General features: G+C 70.9%; 21 protein-coding genes. 18 read left to right on the top strand and 3 right to left on the bottom strand.

The window, feature by feature from the left end; translation table 11 throughout:
* Nucleotide 1: 1 nt before the first annotated feature.
* The 3 genes from AB9M23_RS09930 to AB9M23_RS09940 all read right to left on the bottom strand — a co-directional run bounded on the left by AB9M23_RS09930 (nucleotide 2) and on the right by AB9M23_RS09940 (nucleotide 4,260).
* Nucleotides 2-919: an aldo/keto reductase gene (locus AB9M23_RS09930; protein WP_372424373.1), complete on the bottom strand. Its 918-nt coding sequence runs from the start codon at nucleotides 917-919 to the stop codon at nucleotides 2-4.
* The gene (locus tag AB9M23_RS09935; protein ID WP_372424374.1) at nucleotides 909-2,405 is read right to left on the bottom strand and encodes a nucleotidyltransferase family protein; all 1,497 of its coding nucleotides are present in this window, start codon (nucleotides 2,403-2,405) and stop codon (nucleotides 909-911) included. Before AB9M23_RS09935 ends, AB9M23_RS09930 begins: the two co-directional genes overlap by 11 nt.
* Nucleotides 2,406-2,490: 85 nt before the next feature.
* The gene (locus tag AB9M23_RS09940; protein WP_372424375.1) at nucleotides 2,491-4,260 is read right to left on the bottom strand and encodes an NHL repeat-containing protein; all 1,770 of its coding nucleotides are present in this window, start codon (nucleotides 4,258-4,260) and stop codon (nucleotides 2,491-2,493) included.
* A gap of 626 nt (nucleotides 4,261-4,886) precedes the next feature.
* Here AB9M23_RS09940 and AB9M23_RS09945 point away from each other — a divergent pair.
* The 18 genes from AB9M23_RS09945 (at nucleotide 4,887) to AB9M23_RS10030 (ending at nucleotide 24,743) form a co-directional block, all read left to right on the top strand.
* A complete protein-coding gene (locus AB9M23_RS09945) occupies nucleotides 4,887-6,494 on the top strand; it encodes an ABC transporter substrate-binding protein (RefSeq protein WP_372424376.1) in 1,608 nt (535 codons plus the stop codon).
* 49 nt (nucleotides 6,495-6,543) lie between these two features.
* Nucleotides 6,544-7,521: an ABC transporter permease gene (locus AB9M23_RS09950; protein ID WP_372424377.1), complete on the top strand. Its 978-nt coding sequence runs from the start codon at nucleotides 6,544-6,546 to the stop codon at nucleotides 7,519-7,521.
* A complete protein-coding gene (locus tag AB9M23_RS09955; RefSeq protein WP_372424378.1) occupies nucleotides 7,518-8,462 on the top strand; it encodes an ABC transporter permease in 945 nt (314 codons plus the stop codon). Before AB9M23_RS09950 ends, AB9M23_RS09955 begins: the two co-directional genes overlap by 4 nt.
* Nucleotides 8,459-9,454: an ABC transporter ATP-binding protein gene (locus AB9M23_RS09960; RefSeq protein WP_372424379.1), complete on the top strand. Its 996-nt coding sequence runs from the start codon at nucleotides 8,459-8,461 to the stop codon at nucleotides 9,452-9,454. The genes AB9M23_RS09955 and AB9M23_RS09960 overlap by 4 nt, the downstream gene beginning before the upstream one ends.
* Nucleotides 9,451-10,449: an ABC transporter ATP-binding protein gene (locus tag AB9M23_RS09965; protein ID WP_372424380.1), complete on the top strand. Its 999-nt coding sequence runs from the start codon at nucleotides 9,451-9,453 to the stop codon at nucleotides 10,447-10,449. The genes AB9M23_RS09960 and AB9M23_RS09965 overlap by 4 nt, the downstream gene beginning before the upstream one ends.
* A 17-nt stretch (nucleotides 10,450-10,466) precedes the next feature.
* On the top strand, nucleotides 10,467-11,615 hold the full coding sequence (locus AB9M23_RS09970; protein ID WP_372424381.1) for a M24 family metallopeptidase: 1,149 nt from the start codon (nucleotides 10,467-10,469) through the stop codon (nucleotides 11,613-11,615).
* A 55-nt stretch (nucleotides 11,616-11,670) separates the two neighbouring features.
* Nucleotides 11,671-12,141: a nuclear transport factor 2 family protein gene (locus AB9M23_RS09975; RefSeq protein WP_372424382.1), complete on the top strand. Its 471-nt coding sequence runs from the start codon at nucleotides 11,671-11,673 to the stop codon at nucleotides 12,139-12,141.
* A gap of 95 nt (nucleotides 12,142-12,236) precedes the next feature.
* Nucleotides 12,237-13,361 carry an ATP-NAD kinase family protein gene (locus AB9M23_RS09980; RefSeq protein ID WP_372424383.1) on the top strand — a complete coding sequence of 375 codons (1,125 nt, stop codon included), beginning with the start codon at nucleotides 12,237-12,239 and terminating at the stop codon, nucleotides 13,359-13,361.
* Nucleotides 13,362-13,425: 64 nt separating this feature from the next.
* Nucleotides 13,426-14,835 (top strand): aminomethyl-transferring glycine dehydrogenase subunit GcvPA, encoded by a 1,410-nt coding sequence (gcvPA, locus tag AB9M23_RS09985; RefSeq protein WP_372424384.1) that lies wholly within the window; start codon nucleotides 13,426-13,428, stop codon nucleotides 14,833-14,835.
* Nucleotides 14,832-16,400 (top strand): aminomethyl-transferring glycine dehydrogenase subunit GcvPB, encoded by a 1,569-nt coding sequence (gcvPB, locus tag AB9M23_RS09990; protein WP_372424385.1) that lies wholly within the window; start codon nucleotides 14,832-14,834, stop codon nucleotides 16,398-16,400. The genes gcvPA and gcvPB overlap by 4 nt, the downstream gene beginning before the upstream one ends.
* Nucleotides 16,401-16,441: 41 nt before the next feature.
* Nucleotides 16,442-17,065, top strand: coding sequence for a glutathione S-transferase family protein (locus AB9M23_RS09995; protein WP_372424386.1), 624 nt, complete (start codon nucleotides 16,442-16,444; stop codon nucleotides 17,063-17,065).
* Complete coding sequence (locus AB9M23_RS10000; RefSeq protein WP_372424387.1) at nucleotides 17,065-17,985, top strand: polysaccharide deacetylase family protein; 921 nt, start codon at nucleotides 17,065-17,067, stop codon at nucleotides 17,983-17,985. The genes AB9M23_RS09995 and AB9M23_RS10000 overlap by 1 nt, the downstream gene beginning before the upstream one ends.
* Nucleotides 17,982-18,944, top strand: coding sequence for a 3-hydroxyacyl-CoA dehydrogenase (locus tag AB9M23_RS10005; protein WP_372424388.1), 963 nt, complete (start codon nucleotides 17,982-17,984; stop codon nucleotides 18,942-18,944). Before AB9M23_RS10000 ends, AB9M23_RS10005 begins: the two co-directional genes overlap by 4 nt.
* Nucleotides 18,941-20,110, top strand: a complete 1,170-nt coding sequence (locus AB9M23_RS10010; protein WP_372424389.1) for an NAD(P)/FAD-dependent oxidoreductase — start codon at nucleotides 18,941-18,943, stop codon at nucleotides 20,108-20,110. The genes AB9M23_RS10005 and AB9M23_RS10010 overlap by 4 nt, the downstream gene beginning before the upstream one ends.
* 264 nt (nucleotides 20,111-20,374) lie before the next feature.
* The gene (locus AB9M23_RS10015) at nucleotides 20,375-21,730 is read left to right on the top strand and encodes an ABC transporter substrate-binding protein (protein WP_372424390.1); all 1,356 of its coding nucleotides are present in this window, start codon (nucleotides 20,375-20,377) and stop codon (nucleotides 21,728-21,730) included.
* A 100-nt stretch (nucleotides 21,731-21,830) separates the two neighbouring features.
* Entirely contained in the window at nucleotides 21,831-22,772 is a 942-nt protein-coding gene (locus tag AB9M23_RS10020; RefSeq protein WP_372424391.1) for a carbohydrate ABC transporter permease, read from the top strand.
* Nucleotides 22,769-23,599, top strand: coding sequence for a carbohydrate ABC transporter permease (locus AB9M23_RS10025; RefSeq protein WP_372424392.1), 831 nt, complete (start codon nucleotides 22,769-22,771; stop codon nucleotides 23,597-23,599). The genes AB9M23_RS10020 and AB9M23_RS10025 overlap by 4 nt, the downstream gene beginning before the upstream one ends.
* 43 nt (nucleotides 23,600-23,642) lie before the next feature.
* Nucleotides 23,643-24,743 carry an ABC transporter ATP-binding protein gene (locus AB9M23_RS10030; protein ID WP_372424393.1) on the top strand — a complete coding sequence of 367 codons (1,101 nt, stop codon included), beginning with the start codon at nucleotides 23,643-23,645 and terminating at the stop codon, nucleotides 24,741-24,743.
* Nucleotides 24,744-24,758 lie beyond the last annotated feature (15 nt).

Raw genomic sequence — 24,758 nt, forward strand, 5'->3', positions numbered from 1 at the left:
CTTACTCCTTGGGGCTCGCTGAGGGTTCGTGGCGGCCGCGCACGCCGCGCGCCTGCGGCGGCACGCGGTCCTCCGGCCAGTCGGGGGCGTAGTCGCGCGAGAGCGTGCGACGGCCTTCGTCGAGCGTCGCGAGCGACGCCATCGCCGCGGCGCCGAGAGCGAAATCGAGGCTGGCGAGGTTCTCGCGCAGCTGCTCGACGCTCGAGGCACCGGCGATGGCCACGACGCCCCTCTGCTCGAGGTGCCAGCGCAGAGCGATCTGATGCGCGCTTTGCCCCAACGTCCGAGCGAGCGTTCGGACCGGTTCCGGAGCGGCCGCGGCGCCCCGCGCCGTGGGCCTGTAGGCCATGAGTATTACGCCCGAGCGTCGCAGCGTGGCGACGAGGCGAGGCTGCTGGAGCAGCAGATGCCGCTCGACCTGATCGACCGCGATCTCGGGAAGCCGCGAGCGTGCCGCGGACAGGAAGGAGGCCGGCGCGTTGGCGAGCCCGACGGCTCTCGCGAGCCCCGACTCCCGCGCCGCCGCGAGCCGCTCCATCGCGCGCGGAAGGTCGGCGAGCGCGCACGGCCAGTGCATCAGGAAGAGATCGACGAAGGGCGCACGCAGCCGCTCGAGGCTACGCTCCAACGCCTCCGTGGGTGCGCCCGCCAGCAGGCGCTGCGGATGCGCCTTCGTGCACAGGACGATTTCCCCGCGCGGCACGCGAGAAGCCGCGATCGCCCGGCCCACCGCCGCCTCGTTGTCGTAGACCTCCGCCGTATCGATCAGGCGATAGCCGATCCGAAGGGCCTCCTCCACGAGGAGACGGCAGGCGTCGCCCCTGCGCCGGGAGGTGCCGTAGCCGAGGAGCGGCAGGCGGACTCCGTGGGCATGCGCGAAGCGGGCGCGGGGCTCGCGCGGGGCGCGATCAGCCGGCATGGCGGTCGCCCTCCGTCGTCCCGAGGACGAGCGGGATCAGGAGCCCCGCGCGCATGGCGTGAATCCGCTCGAACTCGCCGACGCCGACGAGGATCGGCAGCGGATCGGCGCGAAGCGCCGGATCCTGCCGCACGTCGAGATCGACACGCAGGACGTGCCGCGCCCCGTCGCGTCGCGAGGCGACGACGGGCGTTATCGGGCGGTCCGAGTGCTTCGTGGTGAGCGCCCCGGTCGGCACGTTCCAGTTGATCTCTAGCGCGAAGCCGCCGACGTCGAGTGCGACGCGCCGGTTCGGCGCCTCGGTGCGGGCCCGCGTCTCGAGCTCGACCGTCAGCGTCGTGGCGGTGCGGACGATCGTCCCGCGGGCGAGGTCGATCGCGGCGGGGTCACCGAGGACGTGGAGGGTGGCGCCGTCCGCCAGGAGGTCGCCGCCCTCCGAGCGCGGCGCGAGCCGAACGGCCGCACCGTGATCGCGCCGCAGGCGCGCGGCACCGAGGGCGTTCGCCACGGCCTCGGTCGAGGCGTGCCGGTCGAGCAGCGCCCGCGCATCGTAGGCCGGATCGATCCAGATGCCGCCCCAGACCGAGACCGGGAGCCGATCGGACCCGGAGCCGAGCGACGCGGCGAGCGCCGCCAGGCGATCGTCGTCGAGGACGGCGTCCACGAGCCCGCCCGCGAGCGCCAGGGTGCGCCCGGCGTCGAGAGCGCTCGCCAACGCGGCGAGGCGGTCCCGATCGAAGCCGGGGTGGTCGAGGAGATCGCGGATCTCGACCAGCTCGACGAGGCGCACGGGAGGCTTCTCGCGCACGCTGACCGACGAGCGCGAGACGGCGTTGCGGTACCCGTGTGCAGCGAGAACGAGGATGGAGGCGGCGGGATCGGGGACCCGGACGTACGGCGCTCCCAACGCCGGCACGGGGAGCGCGTCGGCGAGAAGGCGCGCGGGCTCCAGCGGCGAGACCGCGAGCCGGCCGGCGTGGCAGGCGACGAGGCCGTCCTCGACGGCGACCGTCCACGTCGGCCGCGATGGAGCGAAGTCCCAGATCGGATAGTGGGCGTGGAGATCGACGTCGCGTCCGAAGAACCGCGCATTCGCGAGTTCGTGCGGAGAGGGGTTGCGATAGGATTCCGCCTCGCCGCGGCGAACGGCCTGCAGCAACGGCTCCGGCCGGGCGCAGACGAGATCGATATCGAGCGTGCGCCGAAGCGATCGGCGCGTCCCGAGCGTGAGGTGCGCCGCATGGCCCTTGAGCAGAACGGCGGGCGCACGCGGATCCAGATGGGCCGCGCTCAAGCGGCGCAAGGCGGCGGCATCGGCGGCGAAGGCGCTCTCGATCTCGAGCTGCTCGACCTTCAGGGCCTCCAGCGTCTCCGCGCTCAGGTCCGGCCCGGCACCGATCGCCGCCGACGCCAGGACACGCCCGCCGACGCGATGCGCGATCAACTGCGCGGCGACGCCGGTGTCGTCCGTGCATGTCGAAACCATCGAGAGGAGCTTATGTGAGTTGTCTTTTATCTTTAGTTGTATATCGGCATGTGCGAGCGGCGTCATCGGTGCGGATCCTGTCGGGTCAGCGGGAGAGGCTCGTGTAGGTCGCGCCGCCGCCCGGCGCCCGCAGGGCGTCGAGCGGCAGGTCCAGGATGCGGTTGTTGATGCAATCGGCGACGAGGAGACGGCCGTCGCGAATGCTCGCCATGCGCGGATGCGCGAGATGCCCGAGCGCATGGCCGTAGCGACCGCCGTGCGAGAACCGCATCTCTCCGTGAGCGTCCAGAAGCACGATGCGATGGTTGTCGCTGTCGCAGACGAGGAGCAGGCCGTCCTGCGTCACCTCGACGGAGCGCGGAGCACGCAGGCCACAATCCGCCAGCACCCGCAGTACGGCGCTGCGCGGTGCCACGGGCTCCAGGACGGTGCGGGCGTCGACCAGGACGAGCCGATCGTGTCCGGTGTCGGCGATCCAGACCCCGCCGTGCGGGTCCGCGAACGCGTCGTGCACGTCCGAGAGGTCGACCGCCAGCCCGGGCACGCCCGGCGGCGGGTTCGGCCCCCACGCGAACAGGATGCGGCCGGACGGCGTCACGAGATACACGCTCGCATGGTCGGTATCGGTGACGAGCAGGTTGCCCGCGGCGGCCCGCACCGCGTGCGGGTCGCTCAACGGCCAGGGGACGCCGCCGGCGTCGAGCCGGAGCTCGCCGGCTCTCCCGTCCGCGTCGAACCGGAGGAGCCGGCGGTTGCGGCCGTCGGAGACGAACGACGCGCCGTTCACGTACGCCGTGCTTCGCGGCCAGAACATCCGGCGCCCGCAGGCCGTGCCGAGCGTCGAAACGAGCCGGCCGGCGCGCGCCAAGCGAACGACGCGGTCGTGGTAGCAATCGGCGACGAGCAGATCCCGGCCTATCGGCGTCGCCGACCGCGGATGGTGCAGCAGGGAGGAGGCGACCCGCGCCTCGCCCCAGATCTCGCGATCCGCACGGCCGAGGCGTCGCTCGACGAGCCGCCCGTTGCCCGAATCGGCGACGACGAGGCCCTGCGGTCCCGGGGCCGTGGCGACGGGCGCCCACAAGGCTCCATCGGTGCTGCCGATGTTCTCGGTGCTGCCGAGGATCGCGACGCAGGCCCCGTCGACGTCGAGGCAGACGATCCGGCTGTTGCGCATGTCGGCGATCGCGAAGTGCCGACCTCCGATGCGGCAGACGTGCTCGGGGTTGGCGAGGCGATCGGTGTCCGAGGACGGATCCTCGAACACGCCGAAGCGCCAGACGACCCGGCCGTCGCGGGCGATGCGCGCCGCGAGATGGGCGTCGCGATCGCACAGGAGGAACGTGTCGTCGCACATCGGCACGGCCGCCGACGGTGCGAGCAGCCGCTGCGCGACCGGTATCGGCCGATGCTCCCCGGTCGGTGCCACGAGGTGAAGACCCGCTCCGCCGCGGTCGACGACGAGCACCTCGTCCCCCCACCGCGCCGCGTGGACCGGCGCGAGGCCGGGGCAGCGGATGAGCAGGCTCGCCCCGTCCGCTGCAGAGAGGCGAACGATGTCCGCGGGGACGGGCCGCGCCGCCAGGATCTCGCCGGTGCCGTCCGACCAGAGCTTGGCCACGCCCGGGAGGTGCCAGGCCCGCAGCTCTCGGCCGGTGGCGGCATCGAGGAGCCGCACGAGCCCGCGCTCGGGCTGCGAGATCGCGAGCAGCCCGGGTGCGGGGGCGCAGCAACCTTCGATATGCTCGATCGGGTGTTCCGGGATGCGCGGAGCCTCGCGGTATCGGAGGCCGAGTTCGATCTCGCCACGAGGGCCGTAGGCGATCCACCCCGGAACGCCCGGCTCCTCGGACACGCGACCGACCGCGGACGTGGCTCGCGCGTCCCCGGCCGGGGACGGCGAAAACCGCTGGGCTCTCATCGGATTCGTCTCAACGATTAAGCCAGGCCGGCGCCGCATCGCGACGCCCCGACCGCTGTGGGCCTGCTCGTCCTGAAGAAGTGTGCGTCCGCCACGGCCAACGTAGCGCCGTCACGGGAACATCGCGAGATGATTTCACAACCCGAATGGGCTGTCAACTCAGGGTCGCTTCGACGCGTGCATCCTTCGCCGCGGCGACGTCTCGGGCCGTACGATCTGCGGCCCCCCGACGCCGCTCGCGCATCTCTTCGGGTCGAGCCGGCCGGGGGATGGCCCGCCCATGACGATCGCGAACCGAGCCCTTGATGCGAACATATGTTCGCTCGAACCACTCCCGCGTTAGTTCACTACGCGGCGGAAGCGCGTGCGCTTTGCGCGATAACGCCACCCGGCTGCGCATTTTTCAACGACTGGGGTCTTTACAGCGTCGCCATCGCTTGTACTCTTGTGCGACATGCGGACGCAAATTCGCATAGCGAACAAATAGGTGCGGTGATGCCGGTGCGGTCCGCTTCGGCTCGCCCGCCTCGCCCCGCGTGCGCGTCATGGGAGAGGGGACGATGAAGAGACTCACAAGTGCCGTGGTGCTGGCCGCCATGCTCGCATCCGCGTCGGTGGCGGCGCAGGAGGTGCTCACGATCGGGGTGCGCTCGGAGGCGAGCTCGCTCGATCCGCACTGGACCCAGCTGTCGGCCGACCTGCAGGTCCAGGAGCACATCTTCGAGAAGCTCGTGAACCTCGATTCGACCTCGCAGCCGACCCCCGGCCTCGCGGTCTCGTGGGAGGCGATCGACGACACGACCTGGGAGTTCAAGCTGCGCGAGGGCGTGACCTGGCACGACGGCGAGCCGTTCACCGCAGACGACGTGATCTTCTCCTTCGACCGCCTGCGCGGCGGCATCGAGGGGGCGCCGGCGAGCCCGGCCTTCACCCTCGACAAGGGGGGCAAGACCTGGGAGCGGGTCGACGACCTGACGGTGCGCGTGCGCACCGACGGCCCCTACCCGACCGTGGCGGAAGACCTCGCCATGGTCCCGATCGTCGCCGAGCACGTGGCGCGCGGCGTCACCGCCTCGGTCGACTTCAACTCCGGCGCGGCCGCCATCGGTACCGGACCGTTCCTCTACAACGAGTTCCGCTCCGGCGACCGGATCTCCGTCGTCAAGAATCCGGACTGGTGGGGCGGCGCGGTGCAGTGGGACGAGGTCGTGTTCCGGCCCGTCGGCCAGGACGCCTCGCGCCTCGCGGCGCTGCTCAACGGCGACGTCGACATGATCGACTACCCGCCCACCGCCGACCTGCCGTCGCTGCGCGAGAACCCCGCCTTCACCGTCTCCTCGATCCCCTCGGACCGGTTGATCTACATCATGCCGGCCTATCGCGACGTCGAGGACTACGTGCTCGACAACGACGGCAACGTCATGCGGCCGAGCCCTCTGCGGGACTGGCGTGTGCGCAAGGCGCTGTCGCTCGCCATCAACCGCGAGGCGATCCGCGACCGGATCATGGGCGGCGCCGCGCTGCCGACGCGCAACGTCGTGCCCCCGGGCTTCTTCGGCTACGACGAGAGCCTGGAGGCGGATCCGTTCGACGCCGAGCAGGCGCGGGCGCTGCTGGCCGAGGCCGGCTACGGCGACGGCTTCCAGATCACGCTGCATGGGCCGAACGACCGCTACGTCAACGACGCGCGCATCGTCGAGGCGGTCGCCCAGATGTGGACGCGCGTCGGCGTGAAGACCGCGGTCGACACGATGCCGCGCAACATCTTCTTCTCCGACCTGATCCGCGGCCACGCCGACAGCTTCCCCGGACACGACGTGCCGAAGTTCTCCATGTCGCTCACCGGCTGGGGCACGGTGGCGGGCGAGGCCACCTACACGGTCTCGGGCATCCTCGAGACCTACAACGCGGCGACCGGTGGCGGTAACGGCAATTTCGGCCGCTACTCCAACCCGCGCATCGACGCGCGCTCGATCCTCGCCAAGCGCACGATCGACCGCGACCAGCGGCTGAGGCTGCTCCAGGAGGCGATCAACATCGGGATGGAGGACTACGCGTTCATCCCGCTGCACTTCCAGGTGAACCATTGGGCCATGCGCCGCGGGCTGGAGCACGCGGCGCGCACCAACGAGCGCACGCTCGCAATCGAGGTGCGGCGGGTCGACTGACCCGTCGCCGGCCTGACTCTCGGAAGACGGAACGGGACGGAGTGGCTCCATGGTCGGCTTCATCGCACGGCGCCTCGTGCAGAGCCTCTTCGTCCTGTTCGTGATGACGCTGATCGTCTTCTTCGGCGTCAACGTCATCGGCAACCCGGTCTACATTTTCGCGTCCTCCGAGTGCAACCAGGCCTGCGTGAACGGCATCATCGCCGACCTCGGCCTCGATCGTCCGGTCTGGGAGCAGTACTTCGTCTTCGTCGGCAACGCGCTCTCGGGCGACCTCGGCAACTCCTTCACCTTCGGCGTGCCGGCGATGAGCCTGATCTGGGAGCGCCTGCCGGCGACCCTCGAGCTCGCCTTCGCGGCGCTCGTCATCGCGCTCGGGCTCGGGCTGCCGCTCGGCATCCTCGCCGGCCTGCGTCCGGAGGCGTTCACGAGCCGGCTGATCATGGGCCTCTCCACGCTCGGCTTCTCCGTTCCGGTCTTCTGGATCGGGCTCATCCTGATCATGGTGTTCTCCGTCCAGCTCGGCTGGCTGCCGGCGATCGGGCGCGGGGACACGGTCTCGATCCTCGGTCTCGAGCTGAGCTTCCTGACGCTCGACGGCCTGTCGCATCTCCTGATGCCGGCCTTCACGCTGTCGCTGTTCATGCTGGCGATGGTGATCCGCCTGACGCGGGCCGGCATGCGCGAGGTACTGCATGCGGACTACGTGAAGTTCGCCCGCGCCAACGGGGTCTCGGAGGCGCGCATCCTCTCCGTCCACGTGATGAAGAACATCCTCATCCCGATCGTCACCGTGCTCGGCATGGAATTCGGCGGCGTGATCGCCTTCGCCGTCGTGACGGAATCGATCTTCTCCTGGCCCGGCGTCGGCAAGATGCTGATCGACGCCATCGCGGTGCTCGATCGGCCGCTGATCGTCGGCTACCTCGTCTTCGTGGTGTTCATGTTCGTGATCATCAACCTGCTCGTCGACATCCTCTACTCGATCCTCGATCCGCGCGTGCGCCTCGGCGGAGGCCGTCGATGAGCGCCGGCGCCGTCACGAGTCCGGGCGACGCGGCGCCGCGCGAGCCCGGGGCCGCGCCGCGGCCCGCGAAGGCGAGCGCCGTCGCCGCGGTCGCGAGGGCCTACGTGCGCTCCGGCATCGCGACGATCGCCCTCGTCGTGTTCGCGCTCATCGTCGCCGCGGCGCTGCTGGCGCCCTGGATCGCGCCGCAGAACCCCTACGACCTCACCCAGGTCGACCTGCTCGACAACCTGCTGCCCCCGGGCTCGGAGAGCTTCTCGGGCCAGGTCTACTGGCTCGGCACCGACGGGCAGGGCCGCGACATCCTCTCGGCCATCCTCTACGGATTGCGCATCTCGCTCCTCGTCGGCCTCGCCTCGGGGGTGATCGCGCTGCTGATCGGCGCGGCGGTGGGCCTCGTCTCGGCCTATCGCGGCTCGTGGCTCGACGCGACCATCATGCGCATCGTCGATCTGCAGCTGTCCTTCCCGACGATCCTCGTCGCGCTGATCCTGCTCGTCATCCTCGGGCGCGGCGTCGACAAGATCATCTTCGCGCTCGTGGTCGTGCAATGGGCCTACTTCGCCCGCACGGTGCGTGGCGTCGCCCTGGTCGAGAACTCGCGGGAGTACATCGAGGCCGCGCGCGGGCTGAAGCTCGGGCACGTGCGCATCGTCCTCGGCCATCTCCTACCGAACTGCCTGCCCACCCTCCTCGTCGTCGCGACCGTGCAGGTGGCCTCCGCCATCTCGCTCGAGGCGACGCTCTCCTTCCTCGGGCTGGGGCTGCCGCCGACGCAGCCCTCGCTCGGGCTGCTCATCGCCAACGGCTTCGACTACATGCAGAGCGGGCGCTACTGGATCAGCCTGCTGCCGGGCGTCGTCCTCCTCGTCACCATCGTCTCCATCAATGTCGTCGGCGATCGCCTGCGCGACGTGCTCAATCCGAGGCTGGCGCGATGACGGGCGCCGTCGACACCGCGCCGGCGCTCCAGGTGAGCGACCTGCGCACCGCCTTCTTCACCGATGCCGGTCGCCTCGACGTCGTCGACGGCGTGAGCCTGTCGCTGCGCCGCGGCGAGATCCTCGGTCTCGTCGGCGAGAGCGGGTCGGGCAAGACCATGACCGGGTTCTCGATCACGGGCCTGATCGAGCCGCCCGGCCGCATCGTCGGCGGTTCCGTCAGGCTCGCGGGCGAGGAGCTCGTGGGCGCGGACCGCGCGCGGCTGCGGGCCCTGCGCGGACGGCGCATCGCCATGGTCTTCCAGGACCCGATGATGACGCTCAATCCCGTCCTGCGCATCGAGACGCAGATGACGGACGCCTTGCGCGCCCACGAGCGGATCGGTCGCGCGGCCGCCCGGGCGCGCGCCCGCGACGCGCTCGTCGAGGTCGGCATCGCCGCACCCGACGAGCGGCTGCGGGCCTATCCGCACGAACTCTCCGGCGGCATGCGCCAGCGCGTCGCCATCGCCATCGCGCTGCTCCACCAGCCCGACGTCGTCATCGCCGACGAGCCGACGACGGCGCTCGACGTGACGATCCAGGGCCAGATCCTCGCGCTCGTCCAGCGCCTGTGCCGCGAGCGGGGGACGGGGCTCGTGTGGATCACCCACGACCTCGCGGTCGTCGCCGGCATCGCCGACCGGATCGCGGTCATGTATGCCGGGCGCATCGTCGAGGAGGGTCCCGTCGACGACGTCCTCGACCGGCCGGCGCATCCCTATACGCGCGGCCTCATCGCGTCGGTCCCGGTGCCGGGCCGGCGCGAGCGGCTGCCGCAGGTGCCGGGCCGCATGCCCTCGCTCCTCGAGCTGCCGCCGGGCTGCGCCTTCGCGCCGCGCTGCGCGTACGCCGCCGAGGCCTGCCTCGCCCGTCCCGACCTCGTGCCCGTCGGCCCGGGTCGCGCGGTGCGCTGCCATTACCCCCTCGTCGAGACGGAGGCCGTGCGATGAAGCCGCCTGCGCTGATCGAGGCGCACGGCCTCTCCAAGGTCTTCGGCGAGGGCCAGGATCTCGTCGGTCGCGTCCTCTCCCGCTTCGGGCTGGAGCGCCCGCCCCGGCAGGTCCACGCGGTGGAGGACGTGAGCCTCGCGATCCGCGAGGGCGAGGTGGTGGGTGTCGTCGGCGAATCCGGCTGCGGGAAGTCGACGCTCGGGCGCATGATCGCGGACATCCTGCGGCCTACGACCGGCGAGATCCTCCACCGCGGCCGCCCGCTCGGCGCGCGCCGGCGCGAGAAGGGCGCGGGCCTCGCGGTCCAGATGATCTTCCAGGACCCGTTCTCCTCGCTCAATCCGAGGAAGCGCGTCGGGGATCTGATCGGAGAGGCGCCCAGGGTCCACGGGATCGTGGCGGCGGACGAGCTCGACGACTACGTCGAGAGCCTGATGGAGCGCTGCGGCATCGACCTCGCCTACAAGGGCCGCTTCGCGCACCAGTTCTCCGGCGGCCAGCGCCAGCGCATCGGCATCGCCCGCGCGCTCGCGGTGAAGCCCGAGCTCCTCGTCTGCGACGAGGCGGTCTCGGCGCTCGACGTCTCGATCCAGGCGCAGATCGTCAACCTGTTCATGGACCTGCGCGAGGAGCTGGGGCTCACCTACCTCTTCATCAGCCACGATCTCGGCGTGGTCGAGCACGTCTGCGACCGGGTGCTGGTGATGTATCTCGGCCGCATCGTCGAGAGCGGTCCCGCCGCCGAGCTGTTCCGCGCGCCGAGCCACCCCTACACCAGGGCGCTGCTCGCCGGCGTGCCGCGCATCGAGCGCCGGCGCACCGTCTACGCGCCCATCGAGGGCGACATGCCCTCCCCCCTCGCGCCGCCGCCGGGCTGCCGCTTCCATCCGCGCTGCCCGCTCGCGACGGCCCGCTGCCGCGCGGAGGCGCCCGCCCTGCGCGAGATCGCGCCGGGCCGGCTCTCCGCCTGCCATCTCGACGACACACCCGCTTGAACCCGAGGAGACCTGGAATGGGCGCCTATCTGGAGCGCATGGAGAAGTTCGCCGCGCTGATCGCGCAGGGCGCGGACATCGCGTTCGTGCCGATCGGCACGGATCTCGACTACCTCACCGGCATCCACCGCGACATCCCCAACTACGGCCGCAACCTCCATCCCGGCATGTGGCTGGAGGGCGCCTGGATCGTGCCGGGACGCGCGCCGATCCTGACGCTGCCGCGGATGACGGTGGAGTTCGGCGCCGCCGGCGGCATCGAGGGCTACGACGTGCGCGTGCTCGGCGACTGGGACGACCCGGCGGCGCTCGTGAAGGACATCCTCGCCCAGGCGCGCCTGCCGCAGCGCCCGCGCATCGCGGTCAGCGACGACACCGAGGCCGAGAGCCTGATCGAGCTCCAGGGGCTCCTGCCGGACGCGCGCTTCGTCTCGGCCACGCGAATCCTGCGGCGGCTGCGCACCATCAAGAGCCCGCAGGAGATCGAGACCCTGCGCGCGGCGGGCGCGATCACCGAGGACGCCTTCCAAGCCGTTCTCGGCCAGTTGAGGATCGGCATGACCGAACTCGACGTCGTGGCCGAGGTCGACTACCAGATGAAGAAGCGCGGCTCGCTCGGCCCCTCCTTCACGACCTCGCTCTACAATACCGGGCCCAACCACCCGATGCTGTTCGGGCGGCGCCTGCAGAGCTGGCCGCGCGTGCTGACGGCGCCGGTCTCCGTGCTCTTCGACTTCGGCGCCGTGCACGACGGCATGTGCTACGATTTCGGCCGCACCGTCTCCTTCGGCGCGCCGAGCGACGAGCAGGTGAAGGTCCATCGGCTGATCATGGACTCGCAGGCCGCCGGCATCGCCGCGCTGAAGGCGGGTGCCGTCACCTGCGAGGAGGTCGACCGCGTCGCCCGCGCGGTGATCGAGGACGCCGGCTACGGCGCGTTCTTCCGGCATCGGCTGGGCCACGGCATCGGCTGGGACGTGCACGAGCCGCCCTTCCTCACCAAGGGCGACACGACCGTGGTCGAGGAGGGCATGATCTTCACGATCGAGCCCAGCATCTTCCAGGACCGGAACTTCTCCGCCCGCGTCGAGGACTGCATCGTCGCCCGCCCGAACGGCGGCGAGGCGCTGACGACCGGCTTCCAGGACCTGATCGTCGTCGAGTGACCATCGACGACCGCGCACGTCCGTGCGCGGCCGTCCCTCTCCTCATCCCGGTGACATGATGCCCGACGACCTCGCCGCCCGCCTCGCCGCTCTCGAGGATCGCGCCGCCATCGGCGACGCGATCCACGCCTATTGCTGGCACTTCGACCGCAACGAGCCCGACGCCGTCGCCGACCTCTTCACCGACGACGCGCGCGTCGACTACGGGCCGGACGCGCCGGATCTCCACGGGCGCGAGGCCGTCCGTGCCGCGGTGAGGAAGGGGCTCGCCGAGACCTTCGCCGCGACCAGCCACCACGTCTCGAACATCCGCGTCCGGCTCGACGGGGACGAGGCGACCTCGACCTGCCTCCTCTACGCCTGGCACCGTTACCGCTCCGGCGCACCAGACGGGGAACTGTGGGCGCAGTACCATCACCGCTTCGTGCGCGGGCCCGACGGCTGGCGGATCGCCGAGCTCGTGCTCAAGGCCGCGGGGATGACGCATTTCCATCGGGCACGGATGCACCCGATCGGGCGGCTTTGACGCGCAGATCGCGTCTTGCGCCCACTGGCCGCTTCGGTATTCTGCGCTTCATGAAAACTTCTGTTCGCATTGCGAACAAATTCGAGGAGCGGGATGTGGACCGCCGCAGCATCGGCGTCATCGTCAATCCGATCGCCGGCATGGGCGGCCGCGTCGGCCTCAAGGGGACCGACGGCGCCGATGCGCTCGCGCGCGCCCGCTCGCTCGGGGCGACGCCCGCCTCGCACGCCCGCGCCGTGCGGGCGCTCGCGAAGCTCGCGCCGCTGGCCGGCCGGTTCCGCCTCCTCGCCTGCGCCGGCGCCATGGGTGCGGACGCCTGCCGCGAGGCGGGGCTCGATCCCGAGATCCTGCCCGTGAGCATCGCCGACGACACCACGGGCGAGGACACGCGCGCCGCCGCCGCCGCCCTCGCGGCACGGCGGGTCGACCTCCTCCTCTTCGCCGGCGGCGACGGCACGGCGCGCGACGTCCTCGACGGCATCGGCGAGCGCGTGCCCCTGCTCGGCATCCCCACCGGCGTGAAGATGCATTCCGCCGTCTTCGCCGCGAGCCCCGAGGCCGCCGGCAACATCGCCCGCCTCGTCGCGGAGGGGGACGCGCGGGTGCGCTTCCGCGAGGCGGAGGTGATGGATCTCGACGAGGCGGGGCTCGCGGAGAACCGCGTCTCGGCGCGGCTCCACGGCGTCGCGCGCGCGCCCGTCGAGCGGGCCCTGATGCAGGCCGGCAAGGCCTCCGCGCAGGCCTCCGACGAGGACGCGCTCGACGCCTTCGCCCGCGGCTTCGCCGCGCGCATGGAGCGAGGGCGCCTCTACGTGCTGGGCTGCGGCACGACGCTGCGGCGCATCAAGCGCGCCATCGGCTTCGAGGGCACGCTGCTCGGCGTCGACGTCGCCATCGACGGGCGCGCGCTCGCGCTGGACGTGACCGAGGAGCGGCTCGCGCGCCTCGTCACGGGGGCGCGGGCGACCATCGTCGTCGGCGTCACCGGCGGCCAGGGCTTCCTCTTCGGGCGCGGCAACCAGCAGATCGGGCCGCCGGTCATCCGGGCGGTGGGGCGCGAGAACATCGTCGTCGTCACCGGCGTGGCGAAGCTCGTCGGCCTCGATCCGCCGGTGCTTCGCGTCGACACCGGCGACCCGGTGCTCGACCATGATTTAGCCGGCTATATTCGTGTCGAGACCGCGCCGGGCCAATCGACCATGATGCGGATCGCGGCATGAGCCGCACGACCCGGCGCATCGCGAGAGACAAGCCGCGCGGGACGGCCGCGCGAAGGAGGAGACGGTGAGACAGGACCAGACCCGCGCCCATCCCTGGATGCCGAACTCGGTTCCCGCGGCCAAGGACGCGATGCTCGCGGCGATCGGCGCGAACTCGATCGAGCAGCTCTTCGTGCAGATCCCGGAGGACCATCGCTTCCGCGGCACCTTCGACCTGCCGCCGGCGCTGCCCTCCGAGGTCGAGCTGAAGAAGCACCTCCTGAAGGTGCTCGGCAAGAACCGCAGCTGCGAGGAGAACCTGAGCTTCCTGGGTGCCGGCATCTACCAGCACCACGTTCCCGCCATCGTCGACGAGGTCGCCGGGCGCAGCGAATTCCTCACCTCCGTGTGGGGCACGCCGATGTCCGACCACGGCCGCAACCAGGCCTGGTTCGAGTTCTGCGCCCAGCTCGGCGAGCTCGTCGGCATGGATTTCGTCGGCCTGCCCGTCTATTCCTGGGGCTGCGCCGCCGGCAACGCCGCGCGCATGGCCGCGCGCATCACGGGGCGCCGCAGGCTCCTCGTCCCCGCCTCGATGGATCCCGAGCGCCTCGCGGTCGTGCGCCAGTACTGCGAGCCCGTGCAGATGGCGAGCCACATCGCGGTGGAGACGATCGCCTTCGACCCGAAGACCGGCCTCCTCGACCTCGACGATCTCGCGGCGAAGCTCGGGGACGACGTGGCGGGCGTCTATTTCGAGAGCCCGGGCTTCCTCGGCACGATCGAGAGCCGGGGCGCGGAGATCGCCGCGGCGGCGAAGCGGCACGGCGCCATCACCATCGTCGGCGTCGACCCGATCTCGCTCGGCATCCTCGCCCCGCCCTCGGACTACGGCGCGGACATCGTGGTGGGCACGATCCAGACGCTGGGCGCCCACATGAATTGCGGCGGCGGCGCCGGCGGCTTCATCGCCTCGCGCGACGAGGAAGCCTACGCCCGCGAATACCCGACGCTCAACGTCTCGATCACCGGCACGTCGGTGCCGGGAGAGGTCGGCTTCGGCCTGTGCCTCGCGCATCAATCGTCCTACGGCATGCGCGAGGAGGGCAAGGACTGGACGGGCAATTCCGTCTATCTCACCGCCATCGCGAGCGCGGTCTACATGTCGCTGATGGGGCCCGAGGGCTTCCGCGAGATCGGCGAGCTGATCATCCAGCGGGCGCACTACGCGGCGAGGCGCGTCGCCGAGGTGCCGGGCGTCGAGGTCGTCTTCCCGACGGGCTTCTTCAAGGAGTTCGTCGTGCGCTTCGACGGCACGGGCAAGACCGTCGCGCAGGTGAACGAGGCCCTGATGGACAAGGGCATCTTCGGCGGCAAGGACATCTCCGCCGACTTCCCCGGGCTGGGCCGGGCCGCCCTCTACTGCATCACCGAGATCCACGGACAGGCCGAGATCGATCGGCTGGTCGACGCCCTGAAGGAGGCTGTGCGATGAGCAATCCCCGCGAGGTCACGCAAGCCCGCTGGAACGAGCCCGTCGTCATGGAGATGGGCGTTCCGGGCCGCCGCGGCGCGGTCTTCCCCGCCGCCGAGGCCGCCGTCGCCGCGGCCGTCGGCGAGGCGTCCGCGCTCGTGCCCGCCGGCATGCGCCGGCGCGCGAAGCCTGCGCTCCCCGAGATGAGCGAGCCGGACGTGCTGCGCCACTACCTGCATCTCTCGCAGGAGGTGCTGGGGATGATGAACATCAGCCTCTTCGGCACCTGCACGATGAAGTACAACTCCCGCCTCTCCGAGCAGATCTCGCTGCGGCCGCAGATGGCGGACATGCATCCCTACCAGGACCCGCGCACGCTGCAGGGCATCCTCGAGATCGTTCACGAGTTCGACCTGATCCTGCGCCAGCTCTCGGGCATGGACCAGTTCGTGTTCCAGGCCGCCGGTGGCGCCCACGCGGCCTACACGCAAACCGCCGTGACGCGCGGCTGGTTCGCCGCCAAGGGCGAGCTCGAGCAGCGCAACCAGATCATCACGACGATCCAGGCGCACCCCTGCAACCCGGCGACCGCCGCGACCTCCGGGTTCGAGGTGATCACCCTGATGCTCGAGGAGAACGGCTACCCGTCGATCGAGGCGCTGAAGGCCGCGCTGTCGAACCGCACGGCGGCGCTGATGCTCAACAATCCCGACGACATGGGCATCTACAATCCCGAGATAAAGGAGTGGGTGCGCCTCGCCAAGGAGGCCGGCGCGCTCGCCTTCTACGACCACGCCAACTTCAACGGCGTGATGTCGAAGATCCGCGCCCGGGATCTCGGCTTCGACGCCTGCATGTTCATGCTCCACAAGACCTTCGGCGGCCCGAAGGGCGGCGGCGGGCCGGCCACCGGCGCCTACGGCTGCTCGGCGGAGCTGGCGCCGTTCCTGCCCAAGCCCGTCGTCGTCAAGGACGAGGCGAGCGGCCTCTACGGCCTCGACTACGACCGCGAGATGAGCGTCGGCAAGGTGCGCGAGTTCTTCGGCAACCTGCACATCGTCATGCGCGCCTACGCCTGGGCCCGCGCCATGGGTGCCGAGGGCATCCAGGAGGCCTCCGACATCTCGGTGCTGGCCAACAACTACATGGAGACGCGTCTCCTCGCGATCGACGGGGTGACGAAGTCCCACCCGCATCTCGACGCGTGGCGCCTCGAGATGACGCGCTACTCGCTCGAGAAGCTGAAGGAGGAGACCGGCATCGGCGTCGCCGAGCTGTCCGCGCGCATGGTCGACTTCGGCGTCGACGCGCCCTGGCTCGCCCACGAGCCCTGGCTCGTGCCCGAGCCCTTCACCCCGGAGGCCGGCGAGATGTGGTCGAAGGAGGACATCGACACCTGGTGCGATGTGATCGCCCAGGTCGCCAAGGAGGCGCGGGAGAACCCCGATCACGTCAAGGCGGCGCCGCACAACGCGGCGATCCACGCCATCGACGGCTCCGCCCTCGACGACCCGAAGCGCTGGGCGACGACCTGGCGGGCCTGGCTGAAGAAGCACGGCGCACAGGCCCGCCGGGCGGCGGGCTGAAGGCCCGCGAGACGCGACATCGAGAGAGAGCGGGAACGCCCATGACCTTCACCATCCACGGCATCGCCCGCACCCGCACCTCCCGCGTCCTGTGGATGGCCGAGGAGCTGGGCGTTCCCTACGCGCACGTGAAGACGGCGCCGGGCGAGGGGGGCACGCGCGCCCCCGCCTTCCGGGCGCTGAGCCCGATGGGGCGCGTGCCCGTCCTCGAGATGGACGGGCTCGTCCTCTCCGAATCGCTCGCGATCAACCTCCACCTCGCCAAGGCCGTCGAGACGCCGCTCGGCCCTCGGACCAAGGCGGAGGACGGGCTGATGACGATGTGGACGCTCTTCGCGGCGACCGAGCTCGAGCCGAACGCCCACGAGGTCCTCGTCCACACCCTCAACCGCCCCGAGCCCGAGCGCGATCCGGCCGCGCGCGAGGCTGCGCTCGCCGCGCTCGCCCGCCCGCTGGCCGCGCTCGAGACGGCGCTCGTCGCAGGCGGGGGGCATCTCGTGGGCGGGCGCTTCACGGTCGCGGACCTCAACGTCGCCTCGATCCTGTTCTACCTGCGCGAGGCGCCGGGCGCGCTCGACGCCACGCCCGCCGTCGCGGCCCTCTGGGACGCCGCGCAGGCGCGCCCGGCCTACGGCGCGATGATGCGGCTGCGCGAGGAAGGCTGATGGGCGAGCAACCCCCGTCGCTCCCGTCCTGGCGCTGGCCGGAGGCCGACTGGCGCGCCCTCGTCGGGCGCGTGCGGGCCGGCCGGCGCCTGCGCCCGCCCTCTTGGAACGGCAAGCGCTGCGCCGTCGCCCTCTCCTTCGACTGCGACCACGAGACGTTCGAGATGGGCGCCGGCGGGCGCGCCATGGGGCGCATCGCCTGGGGCGAGTTCGGGCGGCGCGTCGGCGTGCCGCGCATCCTCGATCTCCTGGCGCGCCACGACGTCCCCGCGAGCTTCTTCGTGCCGGCCGTCTGCGCGCTGATCGACCCCGACGAGCCCCGCCGCATCGCCGCCCGGGGCCACGAGATCGGCATCCACGGCTGGATACACGAGAACAACTCGCTCATCGCCTACGAGGACGAGCGTGCGCTGATGGAGCGCGCCCGCGACGTGCTGCGCGATGCGAGCGGCACGGAACCGGTCGGTCTGCGCTCCGCCAACTGGGACCTGAGCCCCGACACGATCCGCATCGTGCGCGAGATGGGCCTCCTCTACGACTCGTCCATGATGGCCGACGAGGAGCCCTACGAGCTCCTGCTCGACGGCGCGGTGACGGGAGTGGTCGAGATCCCCGTCGAGTGGCTGCGCGACGACGCGGTCTATCTCCTCTTCAACCGCAACCCACCGACGCGGCCCTACACGCCGCCCGCCGCCGTGCTCGACATCTTCCTGCGTGAATTCGACGCCGCCTGGGAGGAGGGCGGCGTCTTCCAGCTCGTGATGCATCCCTTCGTCATCGGCTACCGCTCGCGCATCTTCATCCTCGACGAGCTGATCCGCCACGCGAAGGCGAAGGGGGACGTGTGGTTCTGCACGCATGCCGACCTCGCCCGCCACGCCCGGGATCACGCGCCCGCTTCCGCCCAGGACAGCCGATGACCGCCCGTTGCTTCGCCGTGATCGGCGCCGGCTCCATCGGCGTCGCCTTCGCCCTCGTCTTCGCGCGCGCCGGGCATCGCGTGCGCGTCGTCGACCCCGATCCGCGACGCCGCGCGGCGGTCGACGGCGAGATCGCGCTTCGCCTCGACGATCTCGCGGCCCACGGGCTGTTCGAGGGCGACGCCGCCGCCGTGCGCACGCGCATCGAGGCGACGGCGGACCTCGCCCACGGCGTCGCGGACGCCGTCCTCGTCATGGAGTGCGCCCCCGAGAACGAGAGCGTGAAGCGCGCGCTCTTCGCCGAGATCGCCGCCGCCGCGCCCGCGGACGCGATCCTGGCGAGCGCCTCCTCGGCGATCGGCGCCTCGCGCTTCGCCGCCGACCTGCCGGAGGCCGCGCGCGCGCGCTGCCTCGTCGCCCATCCCGGCAATCCGCCGACGCTCATCCCGGTGATCGAGCTGGTGCCGGCACCCTTCACCGCGCGCGAGACGATGGACGCGGCCGAGCGGCTGCTCGCGGGCTGCGGGATGCTCCCCGTGCGGCTCGGCCGGGAGGTCGAGGGCTTCGTCTACAACCGCCTGCAGGGCGCGCTGCTGCGCGAGGCCTATTGCCTCGTGCGCGACGGCGTCGTCTCCGCGACCGATCTCGACACGATCGTGCGCGACGGGCTCGGCCTGCGCTGGTCGGTCGTCGGCCCCTTCGCCACCGCGGACCTCAACGTGCGCGGCGGGATCGCGGCGCATGCGCAGCGCATGGGCGCGGCCTATGCGCGGATGGGCGCCGAGCGCGGGCAGGACGACCCGTGGACGGAGGATCTCGTCGCGCGAGTCGACGCCGAGCGCCGTGCGGTGCTCCCGCTCGAGCGGTGGGACGAGGGCGTGCGCGCCCGCGACGTCGGCCTGATGCGCGCGCTCGCCGCGCGCCGCGTCGCTCCGGATGGCGGCGGGGAGCCGCGATGACGGACTTTCCCAGCACGGTCGACCTCGCCATCGTCGGCGGCGGCGTCGTCGGCCTCGCGCTGGCGCGCCTCCTGGCGCGCGCGGGCGAGGAGGTGCTCGTCCTCGACGAGGGGCGGCACGGGGGCACCAATGCCAATGCCGGGAGCCTCCATGTCCAGATGCAGAGCCGCTTCATCCGGCTCTACCCCGAGCAGGTGCCGGCGCTCGAGCGCGCCCTGCCCCTCTACGTCGCCGCCGCGCGGGTGTGGGCGAGCCTCGAGCAGGAGCTCGGCGCCGATTTCGAGCTGAAACGCTCCGGCGGGCTGATGATCGCCGAGAACCGGGCGCAGTACGAGTTTCTCGCCCGCAAGTGCGACCGCGAGCGTGCGCTCGGCCTCGACGTCGAGATGGTGGGCCGCGCCGATCTCCTGAGGCTCGCGCCCTATCTCGACCCCGATGCGGTGTACGGCGCGGAATTATGCGCGGACGAGGGCAAGCTCAACCCGCTCCTCGCCAACGCGGCCCTGACCCGCGGCGCGACCGCCGCCGGCGCGCGGCTCGTCGGGGAGACGCGCGTCGTGCGCCTCGCCGAGGGGGGAAGCGGCTTTCTCGTCGAGACGTCCCGCGGGACGGCGCGGGCCGCGCGCGTCGTCCTCGCCGCCGGCGCCGGGACCGGCGCGCTCGCGGCCCAGCTCGGCGTGACGATCCCCACGAAGGCCGAGCCGCTCCACATGAACGTGACGGAGCCGATGGCACCCGTGGTGCGCCACCTCGTCCAGCACGCCGAGCGGATGATCACCCTGAAGCAGCTCGCCAGCGGCCACGTCGTCGTGGGCGGCGGCTGGCCGGCGCGGCTCGCCGGCGAGGGGACGCCGCGCGTGGAGCGCGCGAGCATCCTCGGCAATCTCGCGCTCGCCGCCCGCCTCGCCCCGGGCATCGCCCAGGCCCGGGTGATCCGCACCTGGGCCGGCGTCAACACCACCTGCGACGGCGCCTCGATCATCGGCGCCGTCGGTCCCCGCGGGCTGTTCGTCGCGGTGCCCGGCGACGCCGGCTACACGCTCGGGCCACTCGTCGCCCGGCTCGCGGCGCAGGCGATCCGCGGCGAGAGGCCGGATTTCGATCTCGCACCCTTCGACCCGGGCCGCTTCGCCGCCGGCGCGGCTGCGGACCCGCTCCCGGCCTGAGCGTACCGCAGAGCCACCGCGTTCTCGAACAACCGGGCGGATATCACCGCGCGCGCGTGCGTTGAGCAGAGCGGCAGGAACCCGTCCTGCATCGCAGATCGCAGGTGGAGATCCTGGAAATCGCTGTTTCGTAGGCCCTCTTGGCGATTTCGCCCAACTTCGCCCTTGCGCAGCTCCCGGACTTTTGTTCACTATGCGCACGAATGTACGAGAAACGGGAGCGGCCGTCGTCGCAACCCGTCGCCCTCTGGAACGGAGCGCACCATGACGAACAAGTCTTCGAACATCATCTCGTCCAGGCTCGCGGGGGTTTCGCGGCGCACGGTGCTCGCGGGCATCGGGGCGGCAGGCTTCACCGCCGCGATGCCGGGCATCCGCCGGGCGCACGCCCAGGAGACGACGCTGCGCTGGTGGTCGCCGCAGACCGCGCCGGCCCAGCGCGAGGCCTACGACTACCAGATCCGGACGTTCGAGGAGGCGAACCCCGGCGTGAGGGTGCTGTTCGAGAGCACGTCGGACGAGGGCTACCCGGCCCAGATGGCCGCAGCCTTCGCCTCGGGCCAGGCGCCCAACGTCGTCACCCACCTGCCCTCGTTCGCGGTGTCGAACTATTGGCAGAACGGGCTGCTCGAGCCCTTCGACGACGTCATCGCCCTGATCGGCCCGGAGAAGTACTACGACGGCGCGAACAAGGTCTACGAGATCACTCCGGGCCAGCACGCGGGCACGGGCATCGGCAATTCCGCGGCGAACATGTTGTGGGTGCGCACCGACCTGATGGAGAAGGCGGGCATCGACGGCGTTCCGCGCACCTGGGACCAGCTGCGCGACGCGGCCTCCAGGATGCAGGGCGGCGGGATCTACGGCGCGCCGCTGCCCTACGCCCGCAACTCGATGACGAGCCTCGTGTTCATCTGCTTCGTGCACGGCGCGGGTGGGATGATCTTCTCCCCCGAGCTCGAGGTCGCGGTCGACTCCGCCGAGTTCCGCAACGCGCTCGAGTTCTACAAGTCCATGCGCGAGCTCTGCCCGCCGGGCGCGACCGCCTATTCCTGGGGCGAGAGCCTCACGGCCTTCGTCTCGGGCGCGACCGCGACGGGGCTCTACACCGGCCGCGTGCTCGCCAACGTCAACGCGCAGAACCCCGGCATCGCGGACTTCGTCTCGGCGCACGAGTACCCGACCGTGTCCGAGGACGTGCCGCACTGGACCTTCAACGACTTCCCCTCGGTGATGATCCCCAAGGACGCGCCGAACATGGAGCTGACGAAGAAACTCGCCGCGCACCTCTTCGAGCCGGACGGCTACATCCGCCAGCTCCACGCCGCGCCGGGCCACGTGCTGCCGGTCCTGAAGACGATCTCGTCGATGCCTGCGTACCAGGAGAACGAGATCATCCAGAAGTACGCGGACGACGTCGACCGCATGGCCGCCGCCGCCGCCGCGGGCCACAACCTCGGCTGGGAGTCGACCGCGCACCGGCCCAACACCAAGGCCGGCCAGATCGTGGCCTCGCACGTGCTGGCGGACGCGGTGCAGCGCTACGTCCTGAACGGGGACGCCATGGACGCCGTCGTTTCCGACACGGCCATGCGCCTCGAGGAACTGATGAAGGGCTGATCGGGCGGCGCTCGCTCCTCCGTCTCCCTTCGTCATGCGCGACGCCGGGCCGGCCGCACCCTCCATCCGCCCGGCGTCGCCCCCATTTTCCGGACCCGTCATGACCGCAACCGCCCTCACCGGCACGGCCGGAACCGGCTCGTCCCTCGGCTCGGCTCTCGATCGCCGCTACGCGCTCCTCGGCCTCCTGCTGATCGCGCCGTCGGTGGTGATCTTCTGCATGGTGATCGTCTATCCGCTCGTCTCGGCGATCTACCTGAGCCTGTTCTCGATCTACACGCCGACGCTGCAGGGCGACTTCGTGGCGCTGGACAACTACGCCACGCTGATGGCGTCGGGCGAATTCTGGCGGTCCCTGCTCAACACGGTGATCTGGACCGTGTGCACGCTGACGCTGCAGGTCTTCTTCGGCATCGCGGTCGCGCTCGTGCTGCACCAGAACATGGTCTTCCGCGCGCTGGCCCGCAGCCTGATCCTGTTTCCCTATTTCGTTTCCACCGTGGTCGCGGTGCTGGTCTGGCGGTGGTTGTTCAACGACCTCTACGGCATCCTCAACCAAATGATGATGTGGGCCGGTATCATCGACATGCCGCTCGACTATCTCGGCTCGATGCCCAACGCGATGATCAGCGTCGTCGTCGTGGGCGCGTGGAAGTACTTCCCCTTCGTGGTCATCGCGGTGCTGGCGCGCCTCCAGACCATTCCCGAGCCGCTCTACGAGGCGGCGAAGATCGACGGGGCCGGACCCGTCGCGCGCTTCTTCGACGTGACGCTCCCGCAATTGCGCGACGTGCTCGTCGTGATCGTGCTGCTCCGCGCGATCTGGGACTTCAAGGAGTTCGACCTGATCTTCCTCCTCACCGGCGGCGGCCCGCTGATCTCGACCCAGACGCTGCCGCTCATGGTCTACAAGGACGCGTTCGGGCTCAACGACATGGGCCGGGCCTCCGCGGTCGCCGTGACGATGATGATCGTGATGCTCGTCTTCATGATCGGGTACCTGCGCGTCACCGGGCGCGGGGAGAGGGAGGCGGGACGATGACCCGGATTCTCCGCCGCCTCGCCTGGAACGCCTTCGCGTGGGGCATCGTCCTCGTCGTCGCCTTCCCCCTCGTGTGGATGGTGATCACCTCGGTGAAGCCCCAGTTCGAGCTCTTCCGCATCCCGCCGACCTTCTGGCCGGGCTCGGTGACGTTCGAGCACTATTGGACGCTGCTCGAGCGCACGCCGTTCCTCACCTACATGCGCAACTCGCTCGTCATCGCCACGGTGACGACGGTGCTCGTCGTGACCGCCGCGACGCTCGCCGCGCATTCGCTGGTGCGCTTCCGCTATCCCGGACGCGAGCGGCTGGCGCAGCTGGTGCTGTTCACCTATCTCCTGCCCTCGGTCGTCCTGATCCTGCCGCTCTACCTGATGCTGGTCTGGATCGGCGTGGCGAACACGCTCTTCAGCCTCGTCATCGCCTACACGACCTTCTCGCTGCCCTACGCGATCTGGCTCCTGCGCTCCTTCATGCAGGGCATCCCGGACGACCTCGAATCCGCCGCGCTGGTGGACGGTGCGACGCGCATGGGCGCCTTCGTCGACGTGATCCTGCCGCAGGCGCTGCCGGGGATCATCTCGACCTCGCTGTTCACCTTCATCCTCGCGTGGAACGAGTATCTCTTCGCGCTCGTCCTCGTGAACACGGACGCGGCGCGCCCGCTGACGACGGGCGTGATGAACATGCTCGTGTCCTCCTTCAACATCGAATGGTCGCTGCTCATGGCCGCCTCGGTCATGATGAGCATCCCCCTGATCGTCATCTTCGCCTTCCTCCAGCGCTACCTCACCCGCGGCTTCGGCGCGGGCGGGGTGAAGGGCTGACGACGGCGTACGCACCAGAAGAAGAATTGGAAGGGTCGGCTTCATGGCGCAGGTGCGCTTCGACAAGGTCCGCAAGGCGTTCGGTGCCGCGGTCGCGGTGGAGGGGCTCGATCTCGTGATCGAGGACGGCGCCTTCGTCAGCCTGCTCGGGCCCTCGGGCTGCGGCAAGACGACGACGCTGCGCATGCTCGCGGGCCTCGAGTTCCCCACGAGCGGGACGATCACGATCGGCGACCGCGTCGTCAACGACGTGGCGCCGGGCAAGCGCGACATCGCCATGGTGTTCCAGTCCTACGCGCTCTACCCGCACATGACGGTGGGCGAGAACATCGCCTATCCGCTGAAGAAGCACGGCGTGGCGAAGCACGAGCGCGAGGAGAAGGTCGCCCAGGTCGCGCGCACGCTCCAGCTCGAGCACCTCCTCGCGCGCAAGCCCCGCCAGCTGTCGGGCGGTCAGCAGCAGCGCGTCGCGCTCGGGCGGGCGCTGGTGCGCGATCCCCAGGTCTTCCTGCTCGACGAGCCGCTCTCCAACCTCGATGCGAAGTTGCGCGCGCACATGCGCGCCGAGCTGATCGAGCTGCACAGGCGGGTGGGACGAACCTTCGTCTACGTCACGCACGACCAGCTCGAGGCGATGACCATGTCCGACGAGATCGCGGTCATGCGCGACGGCGTGCTGCAGCAATACGCCCCGCCCAAGGAGGTCTACGACCGCCCGGCGAACATGTTCGTCGCGGGCTTCATCGGCACACCGCCGATGAACTTCCTCTCCGGCGAGATGACGGGCGAGCCCGGCCGCGCCGCCTTCCGCTGCGCGGGCACGGACCTGCCGGTCTCGCTGGAGGACGGCGCCCTGCCCGAGCGCAAGGTCGCGCTCGGCGTGCGCCCCGAGGACGTGACCCTCGGCGAGGGGCCCTTCGTCGGCACGGTGCGCATCGTCGAGCCGACGGGGCACGAGACCATCGTCGTCGTCGAGAGCCCCGCCGGCTCCCTCGTCACCCGCGCCGGCGCCGACGTCGCGCTGGCGATCGGCGAGCGCGTCCCCTTCGACCTCAGGGCCGAGCGCCTGCACCTGTTCTGCGCCGCGAGCGAGGCACGCCTTCCCGCGACCTTCGGGCGCGCGGGCGCCCCCGCGGCCGCCTGATCACCAACGGAGCCC

Origin of the sequence: Salinarimonas chemoclinalis, assembly GCF_041514305.1 — a bacterium.
GTDB lineage: Bacteria > Pseudomonadota > Alphaproteobacteria > Rhizobiales > Beijerinckiaceae > Salinarimonas > Salinarimonas chemoclinalis.

What these genes read in the sequence shown, in the direction of transcription:
- AB9M23_RS09930 (WP_372424373.1), bottom strand. Translation starts at nt 919, where the DNA reads ATGCCGGCTGATCGCGCCCCGCGCGAGCCCCGCGCCCGCTTCGCGCAT.
- AB9M23_RS09935 (WP_372424374.1), bottom strand. Translation starts at nt 2,405, where the DNA reads ATGGTTTCGACATGCACGGACGACACCGGCGTCGCCGCGCAGTTGATC.
- AB9M23_RS09945 (WP_372424376.1), top strand. Translation starts at nt 4,887, where the DNA reads ATGAAGAGACTCACAAGTGCCGTGGTGCTGGCCGCCATGCTCGCATCC.
- AB9M23_RS09950 (WP_372424377.1), top strand. Translation starts at nt 6,544, where the DNA reads ATGGTCGGCTTCATCGCACGGCGCCTCGTGCAGAGCCTCTTCGTCCTG.
- AB9M23_RS09955 (WP_372424378.1), top strand. Translation starts at nt 7,518, where the DNA reads ATGAGCGCCGGCGCCGTCACGAGTCCGGGCGACGCGGCGCCGCGCGAG.
- AB9M23_RS09960 (WP_372424379.1), top strand. Translation starts at nt 8,459, where the DNA reads ATGACGGGCGCCGTCGACACCGCGCCGGCGCTCCAGGTGAGCGACCTG.
- AB9M23_RS09965 (WP_372424380.1), top strand. Translation starts at nt 9,451, where the DNA reads ATGAAGCCGCCTGCGCTGATCGAGGCGCACGGCCTCTCCAAGGTCTTC.
- AB9M23_RS09970 (WP_372424381.1), top strand. Translation starts at nt 10,467, where the DNA reads ATGGGCGCCTATCTGGAGCGCATGGAGAAGTTCGCCGCGCTGATCGCG.
- AB9M23_RS09975 (WP_372424382.1), top strand. Translation starts at nt 11,671, where the DNA reads ATGATGCCCGACGACCTCGCCGCCCGCCTCGCCGCTCTCGAGGATCGC.
- gcvPB (WP_372424385.1), top strand. Translation starts at nt 14,832, where the DNA reads ATGAGCAATCCCCGCGAGGTCACGCAAGCCCGCTGGAACGAGCCCGTC.
- AB9M23_RS09995 (WP_372424386.1), top strand. Translation starts at nt 16,442, where the DNA reads ATGACCTTCACCATCCACGGCATCGCCCGCACCCGCACCTCCCGCGTC.
- AB9M23_RS10000 (WP_372424387.1), top strand. Translation starts at nt 17,065, where the DNA reads ATGGGCGAGCAACCCCCGTCGCTCCCGTCCTGGCGCTGGCCGGAGGCC.
- AB9M23_RS10005 (WP_372424388.1), top strand. Translation starts at nt 17,982, where the DNA reads ATGACCGCCCGTTGCTTCGCCGTGATCGGCGCCGGCTCCATCGGCGTC.
- AB9M23_RS10010 (WP_372424389.1), top strand. Translation starts at nt 18,941, where the DNA reads ATGACGGACTTTCCCAGCACGGTCGACCTCGCCATCGTCGGCGGCGGC.
- AB9M23_RS10015 (WP_372424390.1), top strand. Translation starts at nt 20,375, where the DNA reads ATGACGAACAAGTCTTCGAACATCATCTCGTCCAGGCTCGCGGGGGTT.
- AB9M23_RS10020 (WP_372424391.1), top strand. Translation starts at nt 21,831, where the DNA reads ATGACCGCAACCGCCCTCACCGGCACGGCCGGAACCGGCTCGTCCCTC.
- AB9M23_RS10025 (WP_372424392.1), top strand. Translation starts at nt 22,769, where the DNA reads ATGACCCGGATTCTCCGCCGCCTCGCCTGGAACGCCTTCGCGTGGGGC.
- AB9M23_RS10030 (WP_372424393.1), top strand. Translation starts at nt 23,643, where the DNA reads ATGGCGCAGGTGCGCTTCGACAAGGTCCGCAAGGCGTTCGGTGCCGCG.